Origin of the sequence: Lacrimispora sanguinis (assembly GCF_044987295.1) — a bacterium.
Lineage (GTDB): Bacteria > Bacillota > Clostridia > Lachnospirales > Lachnospiraceae > Lacrimispora > Lacrimispora celerecrescens_B.
Window position 1 is genome coordinate 4,599,653 of the sequence record NZ_CP173277.1, and the last position, 22,527, is coordinate 4,622,179.

The 22,527-nt window shown below is 45.9% G+C and carries 16 protein-coding genes; 9 read left to right on the forward strand and 7 right to left on the reverse strand.

Translation table 11 applies throughout. The features are described 5' to 3' along the window. Nucleotides 1–6: 6 nt before the first annotated feature. Nucleotides 7–1,050 (forward strand): C40 family peptidase, encoded by a 1,044-nt coding sequence (locus ACHZES_RS21285; protein ID WP_038277396.1) that lies wholly within the window; start codon nt 7–9, stop codon nt 1,048–1,050. Nucleotides 1,051–1,131: 81 nt separating this feature from the next. On the opposite strand, the gene ACHZES_RS21290 is transcribed toward ACHZES_RS21285, so the two are convergent. From ACHZES_RS21290 to ACHZES_RS21315, 6 genes are all read right to left on the reverse strand, one after another. Next, complete coding sequence (locus ACHZES_RS21290; protein WP_395546558.1) at nt 1,132–1,842, reverse strand: ABC transporter ATP-binding protein; 711 nt, start codon at nt 1,840–1,842, stop codon at nt 1,132–1,134. Further along, the gene (locus ACHZES_RS21295) at nt 1,829–2,695 is read right to left on the reverse strand and encodes an ABC transporter ATP-binding protein (protein WP_038280085.1); all 867 of its coding nucleotides are present in this window, start codon (nt 2,693–2,695) and stop codon (nt 1,829–1,831) included. Before ACHZES_RS21295 ends, ACHZES_RS21290 begins: the two co-directional genes overlap by 14 nt. Next, nucleotides 2,695–3,849 carry a branched-chain amino acid ABC transporter permease gene (locus ACHZES_RS21300; RefSeq protein WP_395546559.1) on the reverse strand — a complete coding sequence of 385 codons (1,155 nt, stop codon included), beginning with the start codon at nt 3,847–3,849 and terminating at the stop codon, nt 2,695–2,697. The genes ACHZES_RS21295 and ACHZES_RS21300 overlap by 1 nt, the downstream gene beginning before the upstream one ends. 10 nt (nt 3,850–3,859) lie before the next feature. Next, the gene (locus ACHZES_RS21305; RefSeq protein WP_038280084.1) at nt 3,860–4,741 is read right to left on the reverse strand and encodes a branched-chain amino acid ABC transporter permease; all 882 of its coding nucleotides are present in this window, start codon (nt 4,739–4,741) and stop codon (nt 3,860–3,862) included. A gap of 118 nt (nt 4,742–4,859) precedes the next feature. Continuing rightward, nucleotides 4,860–6,038 carry an ABC transporter substrate-binding protein gene (locus ACHZES_RS21310; RefSeq protein WP_395546560.1) on the reverse strand — a complete coding sequence of 393 codons (1,179 nt, stop codon included), beginning with the start codon at nt 6,036–6,038 and terminating at the stop codon, nt 4,860–4,862. A gap of 217 nt (nt 6,039–6,255) precedes the next feature. Next, on the reverse strand, nt 6,256–7,860 hold the full coding sequence (locus ACHZES_RS21315) for a CTP synthase (protein WP_395546561.1): 1,605 nt from the start codon (nt 7,858–7,860) through the stop codon (nt 6,256–6,258). Between the two features lie 283 nt (nt 7,861–8,143). On the opposite strand from ACHZES_RS21315, the gene ftsH reads away from it, so the two are divergent. From ftsH to ACHZES_RS21335, 4 genes are all read left to right on the forward strand, one after another. Beyond that, entirely contained in the window at nt 8,144–10,129 is a 1,986-nt protein-coding gene (ftsH, locus tag ACHZES_RS21320; protein WP_051835127.1) for an ATP-dependent zinc metalloprotease FtsH, read from the forward strand. A gap of 274 nt (nt 10,130–10,403) precedes the next feature. Continuing rightward, on the forward strand, nt 10,404–11,765 hold the full coding sequence (locus ACHZES_RS21325) for a Wadjet anti-phage system protein JetA family protein (RefSeq protein ID WP_395546562.1): 1,362 nt from the start codon (nt 10,404–10,406) through the stop codon (nt 11,763–11,765). After that, nucleotides 11,762–12,412, forward strand: a complete 651-nt coding sequence (locus ACHZES_RS21330) for a DUF4194 domain-containing protein (protein ID WP_038280079.1) — start codon at nt 11,762–11,764, stop codon at nt 12,410–12,412. Before ACHZES_RS21325 ends, ACHZES_RS21330 begins: the two co-directional genes overlap by 4 nt. Next, nucleotides 12,393–15,785, forward strand: coding sequence for an ATP-binding protein (locus tag ACHZES_RS21335; protein ID WP_395546564.1), 3,393 nt, complete (start codon nt 12,393–12,395; stop codon nt 15,783–15,785). Before ACHZES_RS21330 ends, ACHZES_RS21335 begins: the two co-directional genes overlap by 20 nt. 127 nt (nt 15,786–15,912) lie before the next feature. Here ACHZES_RS21335 and ACHZES_RS21340 read toward each other — a convergent pair whose 3' ends face one another. Then, nucleotides 15,913–16,551, reverse strand: a complete 639-nt coding sequence (locus tag ACHZES_RS21340; RefSeq protein ID WP_154523617.1) for a transcriptional regulator — start codon at nt 16,549–16,551, stop codon at nt 15,913–15,915. A 253-nt stretch (nt 16,552–16,804) separates the two neighbouring features. Between ACHZES_RS21340 and ACHZES_RS21345 the strand changes: the two genes are divergently transcribed. From ACHZES_RS21345 to ACHZES_RS21360, 4 genes are all read left to right on the forward strand, one after another. Next, nucleotides 16,805–18,148 carry an ABC transporter substrate-binding protein gene (locus ACHZES_RS21345; RefSeq protein WP_038280076.1) on the forward strand — a complete coding sequence of 448 codons (1,344 nt, stop codon included), beginning with the start codon at nt 16,805–16,807 and terminating at the stop codon, nt 18,146–18,148. A gap of 81 nt (nt 18,149–18,229) precedes the next feature. Beyond that, nucleotides 18,230–19,153 (forward strand): carbohydrate ABC transporter permease, encoded by a 924-nt coding sequence (locus tag ACHZES_RS21350; RefSeq protein WP_038280184.1) that lies wholly within the window; start codon nt 18,230–18,232, stop codon nt 19,151–19,153. A gap of 2 nt (nt 19,154–19,155) precedes the next feature. After that, on the forward strand, nt 19,156–19,980 hold the full coding sequence (locus ACHZES_RS21355) for a carbohydrate ABC transporter permease (protein WP_038280075.1): 825 nt from the start codon (nt 19,156–19,158) through the stop codon (nt 19,978–19,980). Between the two features lie 15 nt (nt 19,981–19,995). Further along, complete coding sequence (locus ACHZES_RS21360; protein WP_395546567.1) at nt 19,996–22,512, forward strand: glycosyl hydrolase 2 galactose-binding domain-containing protein; 2,517 nt, start codon at nt 19,996–19,998, stop codon at nt 22,510–22,512. The last annotated feature ends 15 nt before the right edge of the window (nt 22,513–22,527 follow it).

Consider the following 22,527-nt stretch of genomic DNA (forward strand, 5'->3'; position numbering starts at 1 on the left):
GTGCATATGACTGACAAAGCATGGAAGGTACTAGGCTTTGCTATTGCATGCGGCAGTGCCGTGTGGATAGGAACAGCAGATGTACAGGCCGCAAAATCAGAGCCTTCCGTCAAGACCGGTTCGCCAGTAGCAGGCATTTCGGTCTACATGGATCAATATCAGGAATCCGTGAAACAGGAAGGATCGGAAACGTCGGCCGGTCTTACGCAGGAAAAAATGAGGTATGGAACCTTCAACTCAATCTTTCAGAATCTCGGAGTGAGTGTGGTGGAGGATTCCTTGAACATCAGAAAAGAACCAAAGAATGATGCGGAAATCGTGGGGAAATTGAGAAACCATGCCGGCAGCAGTGTGCTGTCAGAAGAAAATGGCTGGTATAAAATAAAGTCAGGGCAGGTAACCGGTTATGTATACGGAAAATATCTGACAACCGGACAGGATGCCAGAGCAATTGCCTACTATAACATGAAGCTGATGCTCCGGGTAGATACCGAAACCCTTCGGGTCCGCAGCAAACCGAATACGGATTCTGAAGTACTAGGCAAGATCCACGAGGGTGAAACATATCCTTTTGTCTCCAATAACGGAGGATGGGCAAAGATCCAATATAATGGTCAGTCAGCCTATGCCTATGTACCAGATAATGCCACAGTCGCATTTACGATACCTGAAGCAGAACGATGCAGTGATATTCGCAGTCAGGTTGTAAACTATGCGGTCGGGTTTGTGGGGAACCCATACCGATGGGGCGGCACCAACCCGAATACAGGGGCGGACTGCTCCGGTTTTATCCAGTATGTAATGGAACATGCAGCAGGAGTTCATTTAGACCGTACCTCCAGGCAGCAGGCCGAAGAGGGAGAAGTCATAATGGCTTCCAGCATGGAGCCTGGCGACTTGCTGTTCTATGCTAGCGGAAGGCAGATCGACCATGTAGCCATGTATATTGGAAAGGGAAAGATTGTCCATGCGGCGAACCGCAGGAGCGGAATCAAAATCTCCACCTGGAATTACAGAAAGCCAGTGACCATACGGCGGGTGATTCCATGACAATGAAAAGCAAAAAACAAATTCAAAGGTTGCAGATTGGCGCCCCGTAGGAAAGGGGCCTCCTGTCTGCAACCTTTGCATTTAATTCTTCTTTTTTCCAAGGTAGGCTGCTTTTACTGATTCATCAGCCAACAGCTTTTTCCCGGACCCTGTTAAGGTGATCCGACCGGTTTCCAGAACGTAGCCGATATCAGCCGTATGAAGGGCCATATTGGCGTTCTGTTCGATAAGAAGCACGGTTACACCTTTTTTGTTGATCTCCCGGATAATGAAGAAAATATCTTTTACAATCAGCGGAGCAAGACCAAGGGAAGGTTCATCCATCATGAGGATCTTTGGCTGGCTCATAAGAGCTCTGGCAACTGCCAGCATCTGCTGTTCGCCTCCTGAGAGGGTACCGGCAAGCTGCCAGCTCCTTTCTTTTAACCGGGGAAATAAATCATAAACCCAGTCGATATCACCTTTAAGATCATCATTTCTTAAATAGGCCCCGATCTTGATATTTTCAATAACGGTCATATCCGGAAACACATGGCGCCCTTCCGGCACCAGAGCAATTCCCTTAGATATGATATCCGGCGTATCCTTGCCGATCAATTCTTCCCCATCCAGGGTGATGCTGCTTCCGGCTGAAGGCTTTACAAGACCGACAATAGATTTTAAGGTCGTGCTTTTTCCGGCTCCATTGGCCCCGATCAGGGTCACAATGCTCTTATCCGGCACTTCAAAGGAAATTCCTTTAACGGCTTCGATTCCGCCGTAATTCACTCGTAAGTTATCAATCTTCAGCATCGTCGCTCACCCCCAGATATGCTTCTATTACCCGTTCATTATTCTGGATATCTTCCGGCGTACCGTGTGCAATCAGTTTGCCGAAATCCAGTACATAGATGCGGTCGGAAATCTGCATGACCAGATCCATATGGTGCTCGATCATGAATACGGTAAGATGGTAAGAATCCCGAATCTGCTTAATAAAATCTGTTAATTCCTGGGTTTCCTGAGGATTCATACCTGCAGCCGGTTCGTCAAGCAGCAGAAACTTTGGTTCCGTTGCAAGGGCTCTTGCAATTTCTAAGCGCCTCTGCAAGCCGTAGGGGAGGGAGGTGGCGATTTCATCCTTTAAATGAAGCAGGTTCTGTTCCTCTAAGAGTGCAGTGGTTTCCGCCCGCATCCGTTCCTCTTCCTTGCGGTTTAACCGTAGGGTTGCGGAAAAAACATTCTGTTTTGCACGCATGTGCTTTGCAATGAGTACGTTGTCAAATACGGTCAGCTGTCCGAAAAGGCGGATGTTCTGGAAGGTACGGGCAATGCCCTTTTTTGTAATCACATCCGGTGTGCTGCTGATTATCGGAATGGGTCTTGGTGATACTTCCCCCAGATACGTTTTTTTCATTTTTCCCTTTGGCGTATTGGAAAGAATGGTTTCCCCCATAAAATCCACCTGTCCGAAGGTAGGCTCATAAATTCCGGTAACGCAGTTAAATGCGGTTGTCTTTCCTGCGCCGTTAGGGCCGATTAAGGCCACGATCTCTCCCTGGTTTACATCAAGGGTCAGACCATTTACAGCCACAACGCCGCCGAACTGCATGGTAATGTCCTGCATGTGAAGCACGTTAATTGGAGTTTTTGCTATGTTTGACATTATGCGTTATCTCCTTTCTTACTGTCGTCCATGCTTTCTGGACATAAAGGGATACCCGCAGGGTGCTTCTGTGCTTTGCTTTTTCTCTTTATCCTGGATGGAATACTTCGGATAAGCCGCCCAAGCCCCTCCCACGAAAATTCGTTGCTGCCCATGATTCCGCGGCGGTAGAAGAGCACCACCATCATTAATAAAATAGAAAAGATGACCATACGGAAACCGGAGCGGAACAGAGGTACTTCAAATCCGCCGATAACCAGAGGATTATCAAAGAAACGAAGCCATTCCCTGCCGGCGGTGACCAGGAAGGAACCGATGACGCTTCCCGTAATGCTTCCGATTCCTCCAAGAACTACAATCAGCAGGATATCGTAAGTTAAGTTGATGGAAAAGGTCTTAGAGTCAATGGAACGCATGAATATGGCCAGAAGTCCTCCGCCTACGCCTGTGAAAAAGGAAGAGATGATAAAGGCCAGCTCCTTATAACGGAATAAGTTAAGTCCCATGGCCTGAGCGGCCACTTCATCTTCGCGGAGGGCCTTAAATGCGCGTCCGTAAGAGGAATTAATGAGAAGGACCATTAAAAGGATGCAAAGGGCCGGGAGCCCAAAAGCTATAAACAGATTGGGAAATCCGGGAATACTTTTTAATCCATAAGAACCATTGGTGATTCTGTCTAACTGGGGAGCAGCTATGACAGCACGGATGATTTCGGAAAAGCCCAGGGTTGCAATGGCCAGATAATCACTTTTTAGCCGGAGAACCGGAATGCCGATAAGGGCGGCCAGGGCTGCGGCCAGGATCCCTGCGATAATCAGGGCCAGCCAGTAAGGGCAATGTAAGTTTGCAATAGCAGGAGAGATGCCGTTAACGTAGTAAACGCTGGCTCTGCTATCAACCGGTATGGTAAGTATGGCTACGGTATAGGCACCGATTGCCATGAAACCGGCCTGGCCTAAGGAAAATAATCCCGTAAAACCGGTAAGCAGGTTCATGGAAACGGCAACTACCGCATAGATTGCACTTCGCTCCAGGATTGAGATCTGATAGCTGTACTGAGCACTGTTAGCCTGTAAGAAAGCCAGCAGGGCGATGATGACCAGAAGAGCGGCCAGGGTATAAAGTTTGTTTTTGGAAACTGCATTTTTCTTCATAGGGGGCACCTCACACTTTATCGGTCGTCTTCTCGCCGAACAGCCCCGTAGGCTTGATCAGGAGAATGATGATTAACAGAACAAAGGTAAATGCGTCGCTGAAGGTGGAATATCCCATAGCTACCAGGGCGGTCTCGCCAAGGCCCAGGATAAAGCCTCCGATTACGGCGCCTGGAATGCTGCCGATCCCGCCGAATACTGCGGCGACAAAGCATTTTAAGCCAGGCAGAGAGCCGGAGAAGGGGAATACGGTCATACGGTCCGTAAAATAAAGCACGGAGCCGACGGCGGCTAAAAGAGAGCCAATGGCAAAGGTAAAAGTGATGATGCGGTTGATTTTAATTCCCATAAGGGCGGCAGTATCATAATCCTTTGCGACCGCGCGCATGGCCATGCCGATTTTCGTCTTATTGATCAGGATGATAAGCCCATAAACAATGATAAGGGTCAGGACCGGCGTTAAGAATGTGACAAAGGATGCAGAAAGACCGCCGATCTGGTAGATCTTCTTTAGAAACGGAATTTCCGGATATCCCTTTGGCAGAGCTGTGAACAGATAGGTAGCCAGATTCTGCAAAAGGTAGGAGACACCGATGGCAGAAATCATGACGGACATTCTGGGAGCGGTGCGTAAGGGGCGGTAAGCTACCCGTTCGATGGATACGCCTAATAATACGGTGACCAGTAAAACCACTGGAATGGAAATGTACCATGGAAAGCTTGCCATGGCAAATATCATGAAATAACCGGCCATCATAAAGATGTCGCCGTGGGCGAAGTTGATGAGCCGCAGGATACCGTAAACCAGGGTATAGCCGATGGCAATCAGCGCATAGGCGCCGCCTAGGGAGATACCGGTCAGGCACTGCTGTAAAAAGGTTGTAAGACTCATGTGGCGAGATGCCTCCTATCTGTTGAGTATGTAATGAAATATGCGCAAATGGAACGAGTGGGGAAGGAAATACGTCCCCACTCATCTGGTAATGACTGCGTTGCCACGGTATCTAAAATTATTTAACTGTAGTTGTTGTTAAGAATTTAAACTTGCCGTTTTCAATGGTCTTGATGAACGCCATATCTTTCTTGGCATCCCCATTTTCATCAAAGGAAATGCTTCCGGTAACGCCGTCAATGGATACGCCCTTTAGTGCATCACGAATGGCGGAGCCGTCTGCGGAGCCAGCGGTTTCAATGGCCTTTATTGCGCAGAGGTAAGAATCATAGCCGAGTGCAGATACAGCCGGGATGATTTCGTCCTGCTTATTTTCCTTTAAGTAAGCTTTAAAACCGGAGATGAAGGAAGCTGCTTCTTCGTTGGCTGGTTCTGCTTCGTCAAAGAAGGTAGAAAGAACAACGCCTTCTGCGGAAATACCAGCGTTTTCGATGATGGTGGAATTCTCCCAGGTATCACCGGCAGCGATGGTAGCTGTAATTCCAAGTTCACGGGCCTGCTTGATAATAAGAGGAGCCGTAGTAATGGAAGATGGTGCAAAGATGATGTCAGGATTCTGTGCCTTGATGTTTGTAAGGATTGCCTTAAAGTCGGTCTGATTGGTCTGGAACTGCTCTTCGCTGACAATATTGCCGCCTAAGCCTAAGAATGCAGTTTTGAAGAAGGAACCAAGGCCGGAGGAATAATCATCTCCTAACTGGGTGATGACGGCAGCTGTCTTTGCCCCGTTGTCATTGGCATAATTGGCCATAACCGTACCCTGGAACGGATCAAGGAAACATACCCGGAAATAGAAATCATTTCCCTGGGTTACCTGAGGGTTGGTACAGGAGGCGCCTATGGCAGGAATTTTGGCATCTGCAAATATCTGTCCTGCGGCAATGGAAACACCGGAACCATAGCTTCCCAGCACAACGGAAACTTTTTCGCTCACAAGCTTCTGTGCAGCGTTGACTGCTTCCGTTTTATCGGATTTGTTATCCACTTCCACCAGTTCCACCTTGTACTCCTCTCCGCCGATTTTAACCGTAGGATGAGTCTTGTTTGCGTAGCGCATTCCCAGGAGTTCCTGTAACCCGCCCCCTCCATTCTCTCCGGTAGTAGGCTCGAACGCGCCGATCTTAATGACCTTTGCGCCACCGGAGGCAGAAGATGAGGAACCAGTGCTGCAGCCGGCAACCATGCTGGCGCTCAAACATGCTACAAGAGTGATTGCAAATACTTTTTTCAATTTCATAAATCATATCCTCCTTTATGTGTATCTCATACAAACACAACTGTCTCTCGTGCAGATACACGTTGCATTATATTATATACAGAAGATTGAAAAAGTGCAAGAAAAAAATGAAAGAAAATAATAATTTAAAGAAAAATATTTTTTTAACAATAAAACAAGGAGTCCGGACCCTTTGATAAGAGTCCGGACTCCCTGCTTTCACTTAAAATCTGATTGTTTAACGGTTTTCAATGGCTGCGCGGATGAAATCACGGAACAGCGGATGAGGTCTGTTCGGCCGTGATTTAAACTCGGGATGTGCCTGGGTGGCGATGAACCAGGGATGAGATGGAATTTCTACCATTTCCACGATCCGTCCATCCGGGGAGATACCGGAAAGCTTCATCCCTGCTTTTTCCAGATCTTCACGGTATTCATTGTTAACCTCATAGCGGTGTCTGTGACGTTCATGGATCAGTGCTTCCCCGTATACCTCATAGGCCTTGGAGGATTTGTCCAGCGCACAGGGATAGGAGCCGAGTCTCAGAGTTCCTCCGATGTCCTCGATGCCGTTCTGGTCCGGCATTAAGTGGATGACCGGGTGAGTGGTTTCCTCATCAAGCTCTGAGGTATGAGCATCGTCAAAGCCTGCCACATGGCGTGCAAACTCCACGATGGCCATCTGCATGCCTAGGCAGAGGCCAAGGAACGGGATGTTGTTTTCCCGGGCATAACGGATGGATGAAATCTTTCCTTCTATGCCGCGGCTGCCAAATCCGCCGGGGACTAAAATCCCGCTTACATCGTTGAAAAAACTGGCCGCATTATCATCGGTTACAAGTTCTGAATCAACCCATTTAATATGAACCTTGGCCCGGTGGAAAACACCGCCGTGTTTTAATGCCTCCACTACGGAAATATAGGCGTCGTGAAGCTGAATGTACTTTCCTACCAGAGCGACCGTCACTTCCTTTTCCGGATGCTTCCAGTTATCGATCATGAAGGACCAGTCCGTTAAGTCTGGTTTGGGGCATGGCAGGTTTAAACTTTCACATGCGACTTCAGCTAAATGCTCTTCTTCCATGGCAAGAGGAAGTTCATACAATACTTCCACATCCAGGTTTTGAAGTACATGGGTCTTGGGAACGTTACAGAATTGTGCGATTTTGCTTCGGATTCCGTCATCAAGGGGCAGTTCGGAACGGCATACGATGATGTTGGGCTGGATACCCATTCCCTGTAAGTCTTTTACGCTGGACTGGGTTGGTTTGGTTTTCAGTTCGCCGGAAACCTTTAGATATGGAACCAGGGTCACGTGGATGAGAATGACATTTTCGTGGCCTGCTTCGTGTTGGAATTGACGGATCGCTTCAAGGAATGGCTGGCTTTCGATGTCGCCTACCGTTCCGCCTACTTCTATGATGGCGATCTCTGTTTCAGAGGAGTTGCTGTTACTGCAGTGAAAGCGGCTTTTGATTTCGTCGGTAATGTGAGGGATAACCTGTACGGTGCCTCCCCCGAAGTCCCCGCGCCGTTCACGGGTCAGTACGGTCCAGTAGACCTTACCGGTGGTAACGTTGGAATTTTGAGTCAGATTTTCGTCGATAAATCGTTCGTAATGGCCAAGGTCGAGATCGGTTTCTGCACCGTCCTCGGTGACGAAAACCTCACCATGCTGCACTGGATTCATGGTGCCCGGATCAATGTTGATGTACGGATCAAATTTCTGCATGGTGACCTTATAGCCTCTGGCCTTAAGCAGACGTCCAAGAGATGCTGCGGTAATACCTTTGCCAAGCCCGGACACAACTCCTCCGGTGACAAACACGTACTTCACTGACATAACAGTGTAACCTCCTTTTGTAATGGTATGGAATATTTTTAAAAAAGAAATTATACAGCTATTCTTTGAAAAAATCCAGTACCATATGAAAAAACTAAGAATATTAAGTGTAAAATTTTGTAAAAAGGCATTCATATGTTAAAAATCCATGATTGTTAAATAAAACCAGCCCAGGTGTTTATAAGGATTTAATAATTCTTTTCTTGATTTATGGAGAGACTGACACTATAATGATAGAGGTATAAAATGGGTAGAAACTATCCGGATTGGAGAATTCACACAGATGGATAACAAGAATCAAAATAATAATAATAAGATGCCGAAGAATACCCAGGCTATCGCCATATGGGTCATCGCGTTTCTTATTGCGGTAGCAGCGATCTCTTATCTGCACGGCGCGATTACGACGAGGACCAATAAAGAACTGAGTTACGATACCTTTATGAATATGGTAGACGAAAAACAGGTGGAGTCGGTTAATGTAGAAGATACGAAGATTACCATAAACCCAAAGAAGACCTGGGAAGGATATAAACCTGGCGTTACCTATTATACGGTAAGGATGGACAACGATTTAAATCTGGCGGAGCGCCTTCGTACTGCCGGAGTGGAAACCTTGCGGACCCGCCGTGACGGTAACTTTTTCATTCAGACCATTGTCAGTTATCTGCTTTTGTTTGCAGCCATGGGATTCCTTTTGAACTTCATGATGCGCAGGGTCGGCGGAGGCGGCGGACTTATGGGCGTTGGAAAAAGCAATGCCAAGGTTTACGTACAAAAGGAAACAGGTATCACCTTTAAAGATGTGGCGGGGGAAGATGAGGCGAAAGAATCCTTGACTGAAATCGTGGATTTCCTCCATAATCCGGGAAAATATACAAAGATCGGTGCAAAGCTTCCTAAGGGAGCGCTTCTCGTAGGACCTCCCGGAACGGGAAAAACCTTGCTTGCCAAGGCGGTTGCAGGAGAGGCCCATGTTCCTTTTTATTCTCTGTCCGGTTCTGATTTTGTAGAGATGTTCGTAGGTGTGGGAGCTTCCCGTGTCCGGGATTTATTTAAGCAAGCCCAGGAATCTGCTCCCTGTATCATTTTTATTGACGAGGTAGATGCCATCGGAAAGAGCCGTGATTCCAGATTCGGCGGAGGAAATGATGAGAGAGAACAGACCTTAAACCAGCTGCTTTCTGAGATGGATGGGTTTGATTCCTCTAAGGGACTTTTAGTTCTGGCAGCTACCAACCGACCTGAAATCCTGGATCCTGCTCTTCTCCGTCCGGGTCGTTTTGACCGTCGGATTATCGTGGATAAGCCGGATTTAAAAGGCCGAGTGGATATCTTAAAGGTTCATGCCCGGGATGTGCTTCTTGATGAAACCGTTGATTTAGATGCCATTGCTTTAGCAACTTCAGGAGCCGTTGGTTCCGATCTTGCCAACATGATCAATGAGTCCGCTATCCTGGCGGTGAAAAACGGTCGTCATGCGGTAGCGCAGAAGGACTTATTTGAAGCTGTGGAAGTGGTATTGGTAGGTAAAGAGAAAAAGGACCGTGTCCTTAACAAAGAGGAGCGCCGCATTGTATCTTATCACGAGGTGGGACACGCCCTGGTCAGCGCCCTTCAAAAGGATTCTGAACCTGTACAGAAGATCACCATTGTACCAAGGACCATGGGTGCTTTGGGATACGTAATGCATGTGCCGGAAGAAGAAAAATTCTTAAACTCCAGAAAAGAGCTTCATGCCATGCTGGTAGGCTATCTGGCCGGCCGTGCGGCAGAGGAAATCGTATTTGACACTGTTACAACAGGTGCGGCAAATGATATTGAGCAGGCTACCAAGGTAGCACGGGCTATGATCACCCAGTACGGTATGTCGGAGAAATTCGGCCTTATGGGTCTGGCAGCCAGGGAAGACCAGTACTTAAGCGGACGTACGGTAATGAACTGTGCGGAAGCCACTGCTTCCCAGGTAGATGATGAAGTCATGAAAATGCTGAAAGAAGCATATGAAGAGGCCAAGAACCTTCTCTCAGAAAACCGTGATGTAATGGATAAGATCGCAGAATTCCTGATTGAGAGAGAGACCATCACCGGTAAGGAATTTATGAAGATATTCCGGGAAGCAAAGGGAATTCCGGAGCCGAAGGAAGAAAATAAGGATTCTGAAAATGGGGAAGTGTCTAAGGAAGTGGAAGATGAGCTTTCCGATTGGACTGATGAAAAGAAGGAAATAAAAGAATCGGTTATTGATGTTGGAAATGTGAAAGATTAATGATTAAGAATCATCAGCAGCTGATGCATGGATAGAGCCGTGCAACAGCTGCTTTTTTTCGACCTTTCTATAATTTTATTGTAAGAAATAGGGATTTTTGCTATAATAGAAAGAAAGAGGCCTTGGATTAAAAGAAAAACCCGTGAAAACGAAGATCAATCGGCTGTCAAAATGGAGATAGCCGTTTCTTTTTGTCTGCTTTTATAAGATAAGCCCGGTAATTCATGGTTTTAATCATAGGAAGCAGAAAAAACAGGAGATGAGACAGAAACAAATGATATTAATGAATGAGATACCGGACCGGTTCTGGGGATTGTTCCGTTCCATTAACCGGTCCACCTACATAGAAGCTTTGTTAAAAATCAATGAGGAATATGAATACAGCAACTACTTTTTAAGCCGTGAAGTCTGTATACAGGTTTTAGAAGAATATTTTACGGCAAAACGGCTGGTCATCTGGCAGGATGAGCTGGAAGATGAGGCGGATGCCTTAGAACCGACAGCAGTCAGGGTTTTAAACTGGCTGTTAAGGGCAGGCTGGCTCCGGAAAGTGGATGACTACGCCTCCATGACGGTCAATATCGTAATTCCAGATTATGCTGCCGTCATGATCGAGGCGTTTTTTAAGCTTACAAGCGATGAAGAGGATGAGACCCAGATTTATATCCAGAACGTTTACGCAATCCTTTTCTCTTTAAAAAATGATCCCAGGGCCGGTGTAAGCCTTTTGAATACGGCTTACATCAATACAAAGAGGCTCAATAAGACTTTGCAGGACATGCTTCACAACATGGACAAATTCTTTGCAAGCCTGTTGGAGAAAAAAGCATATGGGGATCTTTTGAAAGAACATCTGGAAGGATATGTGGATGAAATCGTAAAAAAGAAGTACCATATGTTGAAAACTTCGGATAATTTCTATCTTTACAAAAACGATATCAAGCGATGGATTGGCTCCATGCGGGAAGATACGGAATGGCTGGAGCAGATGAGCCACCGCAGCGGACAGAAAGTGACGGCTGCGGATATTGCGGAAAAGCTGGATCAGATCGAAAGAGGATTTGACGATATCGAACACCGCATTGCCAATATGGACAAGGAGCATTCCCGGTATATCCGCGCTACAGTTACAAGGCTTAACTATCTGTTAAATCAGGAGGACAACATGAAGGGGCTTGTTATCAGGCTTTTAAATCATTTGTCTGAAACAGAGGATCCGGATGAAGCCATAAAGGATGTGGGAGGTCTTATGAATTTATCCCAGGTATCCATTCTCTCTGAAAAATCCCTTTATAAAAAAAGAAGGGCCAGGACATGTTTTAATGAGAATTTGATGCCGGAGGAAGAGTCTGCAGAGCTAACCATGGAAGAGATCCTGAGTTTAAACCGCTTAAAAAGCCGCTACAGCCGGAAGGAAATCGAAAGCTATATCGAAGCTCATCTGGAAAATGGCCGTATGGAGGTAAAGGAAGATACGGTTAATTCTCCTGAGGAGTTTGAAAAGCTGATCCTGGCCTATGATTACTCTACCAGAAGGAAAAGCATGTACCAGGTGGAGGAGCAGGAGACGGAGCTCATTGACAACGGCAGATACCGCTATCCAAAGCTGGTATTTGTAAGGAGGAAAGAATCATGACCTATGAAGAAAGTGCTGGCCTCATCAGCCAGATTCCATATTTTGACGCTTTGGGACAGGGAGAAAAGGAAGAGGTAAGAGCAGGCTTGAGGCTTCTTCTTCAGCAGACCTTTGTTCTGGAGCATAAGTATGATAAGCGTACCAACCGGTTTACCTATAACCCGGAATTTAAAATCTGCAACAAACATCTGGAATTTATCCGGGCCTATCTGGCAGTCAGCGGAGTGTCTGTTCTGGAAAACAGCCAGCTGGGCATTATTTATATCCAGGGAGAGAGCACGGTGGGAGATAAGCTTCCAAAACTGGCTACCCTTTATCTGCTGATCTTAAAACTGATCTACGATGAGCAGATGGCGGCAGTTTCCACCAGTGTCAACATCTACACCACATTAAGCGAGATACATGAAAAGCTGGGAAATTACCGCTTATTTAAAAAACAGCCCTCACCAACGGAAATCCGCCGGGCGATTACATTGTTAAAAAAGTATCAGATTCTGGAGCCTCTTGATATTTTAGAGGACTTAGATGGGGACAGCCGCATGATCATCTATCCATGTATCAATGTGGTATTGTTCGGAGATGACGTGCGGGCCCTGTTAGAAGCACTTGGAGAAGGAGACGAAGACGATGACGAACCAGAAATTTGAAGCCCTGTCCCGGATACTCCTTAACAACTGGCATTACATCAGCCGGAAAACCTTATCCTTTAATCAGGAGATCAACTTCTTTACCGGACATTCCGGCAGCGGAAAGTCTACGGTCATTGATGCCATGCAGATTCTCCTTTACGCCAACACCGATGGCCGGGGATTCTTTAATAAGGCAGCGTCTGATGATTCTGACCGGAGTCTGATCGAATATTTGCGGGGAATGGTGAATATCGGTGAAAACAATGAATTTGCCTATTTGCGGAACCAGAATTTCTCCACCACCATTGTGCTGGAACTGAAACGGACGGATACGGGAGAATGCCAGTGCGTTGGAATTGTCTTTGACGTGGATACGACCACCAATGAGATATCCAGAAAGTTCTTCTGGCATAAAGGTCCTCTTTGGGAAAACGGTTACCGTACCGGTTCCAGGACCATGACCATTCAGGAAGTAACTGCTTATTTGCAGACCTTATACCCCAAAGAAGATTATTTTGCAACCTCCCACAATGAGCGGTTCCGCAGGCAGTTGTATGATGTATACTTAGGCGGTCTTGATTCGGAAAAATTCCCCCTTTTGTTTAAGCGTGCTATTCCCTTCCGCATGAACATCAAGCTGGAGGATTTTGTAAAGGAATACATCTGCATGGAGCAGGACATCCACATTGAGGACATGCAGGAAAGCGTCATGCAGTACGGGCGGATGCGAAAGAAGATTGAAGACACAGTTGTTGAGATCGGTTATTTAAATGGAATGAGGGAAAAGTTTTCTGCAGTTCGTGAAAAAGAAGGGGAGATTAGTAAAAATACATATTTCTTCCGCAAAATGGAAATTCTGGATTATCAGGCAAGGATCCAGGCATTAACAGATAAGTCCAGGCTTGCCAGAGAGGATTTAGAGCGTCAGGAAGGCCAGCGGACAGCGTTAGAAGGACAGATGGAAGATTTAACCAGACAGGGAAATGAACTGCTTGGAAGGATTTCTTCCACCGGTTATGAGGATCTTAAGAATCAGCTGGATTCTGCAAAGGAATTATCAAATCATTTAAATAAAAGCTTTACCAAATGGTCTCAGACAGGAGAACGGCTGAGGGAATGGATAGAGGAAGAGGCTACCTCCAACCAGACCATATGGGATATAGAAGAATTTGAGAAGAATACCATTGATGAAGAAAAGTTAGTCCGCCTGAAAAAATCCATTGCCGAAATGAGAAAGGAATCCGAAGAAGCTCAAAAAGAGGCAGAAGGAATTCTTCGGGACATTCGGAAAAAAGAGCGCCAGACAAGTGAAGAGCTGGCCCAGCTAAAGGCCGGTAATAAGGCATACCCCAAATATCTGGAACGTGCACGGTCCCTGATCCAGCAGCGGCTTTTGGAGGTAACCGGCAAGGCGGTGGAGGTCCATGTACTTGCAGATCTTCTGGACATCAGGGATGAGACCTGGAGAAATGCGGTGGAAGGCTATCTGGGGAATAATAAGCTGTCCCTGGTAGTGGCTCCGGCTTATGCAGAAGCAGCTATGGCGGCCTACGGGGAACTGGACCGGGCTGAGTATTTTAATGTAGCAGTTCTGGATACAGAAAAGGTAGGGCAGAATTCCTATGAAGTAGTAAAAGGCGGTCTTGCTGAAGAAATTACAGTGAGAGAGGCTTATTTACAGCCATACATAGACTTACTTTTGGGCAGGGTCGTCAAGTGCACGAACTTGGAAGAGCTGCGCCGCAGCCGCATTGGAGTGACCCCTGACTGCATGCTATACCATACGTTCCGCCTGCAGCATATGAATCCCGATAATTATACGAAATTTGCATATATCGGCAAGGACAGCGTCAGGAGAAGGATCCGGCTTCTGGAAAAGAATCTGGTTTCCATGGAAGAGGAGAAAAAGCCTCAGGAACAGGTTTTAAAGGAATGCAAACGTATCTTATCCATGGAAGACTTAGGAGAAGACACGGGCGTTTACCTGGAGTGGCAGCAGGATATGGAGGCCTTTAAGGAAAAGGAAAAAGAGATCAGGCGGCTGGAACAGAAGTTTGAAAAGCTGAAGGCCCAGGATGTAGAAGCGTGGGTGAAGGAAAGGGAAGCCATCTTACAGCTCTGTGATAGAAAGAGGGCGGAGCAGAGTGCAGTCGCAGAGCTGATTTTTGGTATCAACAGCGAGATCGAACGCTTCCGCAGAGAATCCCTGCAGCTGCAGGAAGAACTGGTCGCAAAAGAACGGGAATTTGAACCGGATGAGGAACTGGAAGCCAAGGTTCATGAAATTTTGGAAAGCAGAGAAAATTGCCGGTACGACCGCCTTAAGAATGAATTTTTCGGAGAATGCAGGAGGTCGGAAGAAGCCCGTGATCAGGCGTTCCAGGCTCTTGTAGGTTCCAGAGGTGAGTATGCAAGAAAATATCCCAATCGAAATTTTTCCCTGACAGCAAAGGATAATGGGGAATATGACCGTCTTCTTGAGACCATGGAGTGCGGAAATCTGGAGGAATATAAAAAGATGGCCGCTGAGCAGGCTAAGTCTGCTGTCCTTCATTTTAAGGATGACTTTATGTTCAAGATCCGAAGTGCCATAAGGGATGCTCTTTTACGTAAAGATGAGCTGAACAAGATCATCAGCAAACTGGATTTCGGCAAGGATAAGTATCAGTTTGTCATTGGAAGGAATAAAGGGCCGGATGGGAGATATTATGATATGTTCATGGATAATTCCCTGGAGGTAAATCCCGCCTATCTTACGGATACCCTGGATAATCAAATGAACTTATTCACTATGGAGCATGAGAACCAGTACGGGGAAATCATCAATGACTTAATAAATATCTTCATCCCACCGGAAAATGCCACACCGGAGGAGATGGAAGAGGCCAAACGGAACATGGATAAGTATGCGGATTACCGGACGTATCTATCCTTTGATATGCAGCAGATCATCCAGAACGAGGATGAGGTCATTAAGATCCGTTTAAGCAAGATGATCAAGAAGAATTCCGGTGGAGAGGGACAGAATCCGCTTTACGTAGCCTTATTAGCCAGCTTTGCCCAGGCATATCGGATCAGTTTATCACCTAAGATACAGAGAAATCCCACCCTTCGCCTGGTGGTGCTTGATGAGGCGTTTTCCAAGATGGATGCGGAAAAGGTGGCAAGTTGTATTGAGCTGATCAGAGGACTGGGCTTCCAGGCTATCATCAGCGCAACCAATGACAAGATCCAGAATTATGTGGAAAACGTAGACAAGACCTTTGTGTTCGCCAATCCAAATAAGAAATCTATATCCATTCAGGAATTTGAGCGGGAGAGTTTTCCGGAGCTGATGCGGGAGCTTGATGAAGAGGAGATGGAAGATAACCTTGATTTGCAGGATTCCTGAGAAAATATCAGGGTAAGGGCTTCGATGGTTTCAGAATAGCAATTGTTTTATATAAAAAGGAGGGTTCTTAAAAGTCACTTCTGTGACTTTTAAGAACCCTCCTTATCATTTCACCAATCATAAAAAATTAATGACTTTCGTTCAGATAGTTATAAATGCTGTATCTGGACAATCCCAAAAAGTCAGCCAGCTTTTCTGCAGCCTTCTTTATCAGGAAAAAACCCTTGCCATCTAAGTTGTGAACAACAGCAACCTTCTCTTCTTTGGTCAGATTCCCTACGGATTTTCCGGTCATGCTAACGGCTTCTTTCATCATAATCTCCAGCAGCTCATCAACATTGCCCACAAACAGTTCCGGGGTCTGGGTGAGGGCTGAGGAGCCGGAACCGGTAAAGGACCGTAAGGTATTCTCACATTTAATCATATCTGTTATATCTAAATTAATGCACAGGCTTCCATTCACTTTTCCATATTCGTCACGGAAGTACTTGCTGGAAGAACGTAAGATCCGGCCGGTGGGTGTGGCGTTAACGTAGCTGTACTGGTCATCCGGTGCTGCGGATCCCTTTAAAATCTCTAATCCGGCATTGGTGCCTCCGTCTCCGACTTTTCTTCCGGTCACATGTCCGTTCCAGATTGCAACGATTGTCTGGTCATACGGCAGGGTAAGGTCATGCAAAACCACTTCACAGTTTTCTCCGAATTGCATCGCAATGCATTTTGCAATGTCAGACAACAGGTTCAGGTTATCAGATACATATCCCATAGTAGTATTTTATCCTTTCAACAAAATGTCTAAATAAATTATAAATGAAATGTGAGATAAAGTCCAGTAATAATCCATTATTTGTTGAATAAAAAAGTTAACATTATAAAAAACAAACAAAAAAACGAAAGTAATTCCATTATTATTGTTGACAAAACACATGAAGTATAGTATATATTGATTATGAGTTAAACAAAATGTTGAAGGCCAATCAACAAAAAGTTCAAACCATATTTTTAAAAGGAGGTATTTTATGAAAAGAGCAATTAGTATTATTATGGCTGCAGGTATGGCTGCATTAGCGGTTACCGGCTGCGGCAGCAGTTCTTCCACACAGGCCACCACAGCACAGACAACAGCGGCCAGCGGGGAGACAACAAGCGGGGAAACATCTGCTCCGGCAGAAAACAAGGAAGCACAGGTGATCACGTTCTGGTACAACAACACAGGGGATGAAGCAGCTGTCTATGAGAAGGCGATCAGTGAGTACAATGCTTCCCAGAGCAATTATAAGGTGGAAGGTTTAAGCGTTACGGATGCTCAGAAAGTAATCGTAGCCATGAGCAGCAACGAATCACCTGATGTAATCAAAATAAGCAACCAGACCGTGGTGCAGTATCAAAAAAATGGCTTGCTGGAAAGCCTGCAGCCATATGCAGACAAGGAATCCTTTGATTCCTCCATTTATTCCGAGCAGGCTATGAATGCAAATACCATTGACAGAGCCATTTATGCTCTTCCCCTTGATGCCTACACCATCCAGATGTACTACAACAAGGAACTGTTAAAGGAAGCCGGATACACCGAGCCGCCAAAAACCATGGAAGAGATGTATGAGATGGCGGTAAAGGCCACGAAGGTAGATGGCAGCGGAAATATTGAGGTGCTTGGATATCCCTTATTCCCATATGCTTCTGCAAGACAGGAGCTGATCTACGGCTTTGGCGGAAGATGGTGGGATGAGGAATCCAATGTTACTCCTGATAACGCAGGTATTTTAGAGAGCCTTAATATGAACGTTAAATACAGAGACCAGTTTGGCGGAAAGGCTCTGGATGGGTTTATTGGAACGGCAAATACAAACCGCTATACAGAGCAGGATATGTTCTTCCAGGGCAAGCAGCTGTTCCGTCTTGACGGTTCCTGGCTTCCTACGATGATGAAGAACTTTAAATCCACCGTTGATTACGGCATTACCTTGATTCCTGGTACACAGGCAAATCCGGAGTTAAGAGGAACCAGCCGCTATGAGACTGACTCTGTAGCAGTACCGGCAATGGCTAAGAATAAAGATGGAGCCTGGGACTTTACAAAATGGCTCTGCAGTCAGGAAGGCGCTAAGATCATTGATCTTGGAACAGGAAATCTTCCGGCAGTAAAAGCTTTATACGATGATGCTGATATCAAGGCAGTTCCTGGATTTACAGAATTTATTGACGCTTTAAAGCAGGAAAAGGGCATTCAGTATCCGGTAATGGCAGATTATGATGAATACATATCCATGATCAATGCAACACTTGATACCGTTTATTCCGGTTCAAAGACTCCTGAAGAAGCACTGAAAGCTCTCGCAGGACAAAGCGCAAATTTAAAATAACAATTCACTAATTAGGGGCGCTGCAGGCAGAAATCTGCATAATGCAGTGCCCTGATCTTCATGTTTGAGAGGGGAAAAGGAATGAAGGGACGAAACGCGACACAGCGGGATTTTATAAACGGCCTGCTGTTTTCATCTCCGTGGATTCTGGGCTTTCTGGCTTTTAGCGTATACCCGCTGATAAGCTCTCTGTATTACAGCCTTACAAAGTTCAATGCCGTAACAGCTCCGCAGTGGGTGGGACTAGATAATTATAAAGACATCTTCAGTGATCCTCTTGTTTGGAAGAGCTTGGGAAATACCTTATTTATGGCCTTTGTATCTACGCCCATCAATCTGTTCGTAGCGCTGCTTCTGGCCAGCATCGTATGCGCCGATTTTAAGGGGCGCGGTTTTGTCAGGACAGCATTTTTCCTGCCTTCCGTAATCCCTATGGTTGCAGCGACTATGGTATGGATCTGGATGTTTGACCCTACCTACGGCTATATCAATAACGTATTAAGCTGGTTTGGAATCAGCGGGCCGGCATGGCTTATGGATGCTCATTATACCAAGTGGGCGCTGGTCCTCATGGGAACGTGGAACACCGGTACCATGATGTTAGTCTGCATGTCAGCCTTACAGTCCGTGCCAAGAAGCTACTATGAATCCGCAGAAATCGACGGTGCCGGAAAGGTTGCGAGATTTTTCTATATTACGGTACCATGCATTGCTCATGTTCTGGTGTATCAGGCCATTTTAAGTACCATAAATGCATTCCAGTATTTCCAGCAGGTGTACATTATTATTAGTGCAAATGCCGGAGTAAAGGGCGGAAGCGCCGCCGGCGGACCTGAGAATTCCATTCTTATGTATCCGCTGTATGTATTCCATAATGCATTTACCTATTTAAAGATGGGTAAGGCTTCGGCAATGGCGTGGCTGCTGTTTATCATTGTCGCAATCTTGACGGTTTTTATGACCAAAGTTACGAGAAAAGTTACAGAAAATGCCGGAGGTGAATAAGCATGAAGAATAGTATAAGCAAAGTTTTATTTTTTGCTCTGGTTGCCTTGCTGGCTTTGATTTTCATATCGCCCTTTATGGTTATGGTGCTCACTTCTTTCAAAACCAACAACGATGCGTTCACCATTCCGGTAAAGCTGTTTCCCCGTGTATGGGTGAAGGAGAACTATCCGGCAGCGTTTGCAGCAATTCCATATTTTAAGTACATGGGAAATACAGTGTTTATCACGGCCATTTCCCTTATAGGCCAGCTTCTGGTTACACCTATGGTAGCGTATTCCCTGGTGAAAATCAAATGGAAAGGCGCTGACATCATCTCAGGCCTGGTCATGGCAACGATGATGATCCCTATAACTGTTACCATGGTGCCATTGTATAAGATTTATTCTAAGCTTGGGCTTACGAATACATACATTCCCCTGATTCTTCCGGCATTTTTTGGAAAGGCATATTATATTGTTATTGTCCGGCAGTTTTTTGCAGGTATTCCAAACAGTCTGATTGAGGCAGGGAAAATCGACGGAGCTACGGAATTCCAGCGTTATTATAAAATTGCACTTCCCCTTTGCAAGCCGGTTCTTACCACCATCGGGATATATGCATTTTTGGATGCCTGGAGTGATTATTTATATCCTTTGATTTTTATAACAAAGCCTGGTATGTATACACTTTCCCTTGGACTTCAGCAGTATATGAGTGAATATTCCGTGGACTGGGCAAGGCTGATGGCAGCAGCGGTTGTATTTGTTCTTCCGGTCATTGTCTGCTTTGCGGTATTCCAGAAAAACTTTGTGGAAGGAATTGCAACCAGTGGTTTGAAGGCGTAATGAGCAGGTGAAACTATGCGAAAAATACAATCATTAAATGGAATTTGGCAATGGCATTCCGAAAGCGCCTCCCACGATGCCGTATATACGGGAGAAGTGCCGGGAACGGTGATCAGCCATATGCTTCAAAATAAGCTGATCGAGGATCCTTATTGGAGAAGCAACGAGTATGCTGTCCGGGAATTGATGGCAAATAATTATCTTTATGAAAGAAACTTTACGGTATCAGGAGAGGATTTGGATTTTTCCTGCGCAGAACTTATCTGCGACGGGATCGATACCATTGCCTCTATCAGTATCAATAGCCGCCTGGTGGCAGAAACCAGGGATATGCACAGAACCTACCGTCTCCCTGTAAAAGAATTTTTGCAGGAAGGAGAAAACCGGATCGAGGTCTTCTTTCACTCCCCTCTGGACTTCGTAAGGAAAGAGGATGAGGGAAATGATATCTTCTATGCCTCCACCGGATGTATCCACGGGAATGCAGCCCTTCGCAAGGCTCATTATATGTTTGGATGGGACTGGGGTCCTCAGCTTCCGGATATGGGGATCTTTCGCAATATAGCCATCAAATATTTCAGTGAAGCAAAAATCCAGGATGTCCAAATCAGACAAGAGCATGGGAGCAGCGGCAGCGCAGGGCTGAAATTTGAAGTAAAGATAAAGCAGCTTTCCTCTTATGAAAACAGACAGGAACAAAGGCAGACATGGTTTACCGAGACTGAAATAACAGATCCGGAAGGCGGGTTAGTATCCAGGACAGTTCGAAACAGCAGGGAATGGCAGTATGAAGAAACCATTCCGGAGCCCCGGTTATGGTGGCCCAACGGTTTAGGTGAGCATCCATTATACAGGGTGAGCATCCGCCTGTTAGATGAGGCGGAAACCTGTCATGACACCTATGAGTGCCGGATCGGTCTTCGGACCGTGACCGTTAGCACGGACAAAAATGAATACGGAAATGAGTTTGCCATTACGGTGAACGGAATTAAAATATTTACCATGGGAGCAAATTACATCCCGGAAGATAATATTTTAACAAGAGTGACGAAGGAGAGGACTGCACAGCTGATCGAAGACTGTGCCGCCGCTAACTTCAATTGTTTAAGAGTCTGGGGCGGAGGTTATTACCCTGATGACTATTTTTATGATAAATGCGATGAAGAAGGAATATTAATCTGGCAGGACCTGATGTTTGGATGCAATGTCTATGCATTAAACGACACATTTGAAGAGGACATTGTAGAAGAAACAAAGGACAATGTACGCCGTTTAAGGCACCATGCCTGTCTGGCCCTGTGGTGCGGTAATAATGAAATGGAATGGGGCTGGGCCGATGAGTGGGCAAGACTGAAAGGCCATCACCCCAGATATAAAGCGGACTATACAAAAATATTTGAATATATTCTCCCCCGGGCAATTAAGGCCTGTGATGATACCACCTTTTTCTGGCCGTCATCTCCGTCCTCAGGAGGAGCCTTTGACAATCCCAATGCGACCAACCGCGGGGATCAGCATTACTGGGAGGTCTGGCATTCAGGAAAGCCATTTACGGAATATGGAGATTTCAGTTTTTGTTCCGAATATGGATTCCAATCCTTTCCCCACAGCAAAACCATAGCCTCCTTTACCCTGCCGGAGGACCGGAATATTTTCAGTAAGGTTATGGAATCCCACCAGAAAAACCCGGCAGCTAACGGGAAAATATTAAACTACATAGCAGATTACTTCCTTTATCCAAAGGATACGGATTCCTTGGCATATATCTCTCAGATTCTTCAGTTAAAGGCCATTGAGTACGGCGTGGAACACTGGAGAAGAAAACGGGGGCAATGCATGGGTTCTCTCTACTGGCAGCTCAATGACTGCTGGCCGGTGGCTTCCTGGGCGAGCATTGATTATTACGGACGCTGGAAAGCGCTCCATTACGGGGCCCGCAGGTTTTATGCGCCCTTTACCATTTCCATCGGTGAAGAGAAGGAACTCTCTCCTCATGTTTCCTATTACGTTCATAATGATACCAGGGAGGAACAGCAGTGCAGAGCGGATATTCTTCTTATGGATCATGAATTTAGGGTATTATGGGAAGAAGCATGGGAAGGCGGCTTGCCGGCGTTGTCGGTGTTAAAGTGCAAGGAAACAGATTTTTCTCCATGGACCGATGATGAGGCCCTTTGTTCTTCTGTTTATTCCGTATTCCGGTTATTCAGGGGAGAAGAGCTTCTTACGGAACGGACGGTATTGTTTGTGAAGCCAAAGCATTTTGATTATCATGCCCCGGCTTATGATGTTTCAGTTACAGAGTCAGAGCATAGCTTTGATATTACGGTGAAGGCTTCCTGCTTCTGCCAGTATGTGGAACTTTATTTGAAAGACTTTGACGTTATTTTCTCTGATAACTTTTTTGATATCACATCACCGGAAGGAGTTACGGTTCACGTAAGCAAAAAAGACTTTAAAGACCATATGAGCCCAGACCTGGTGAAAGAGAACCTGGTGGTGCGGAGTGTGGCTGACAGTTATGGAAGCTGAGACGGGAGGAAATAA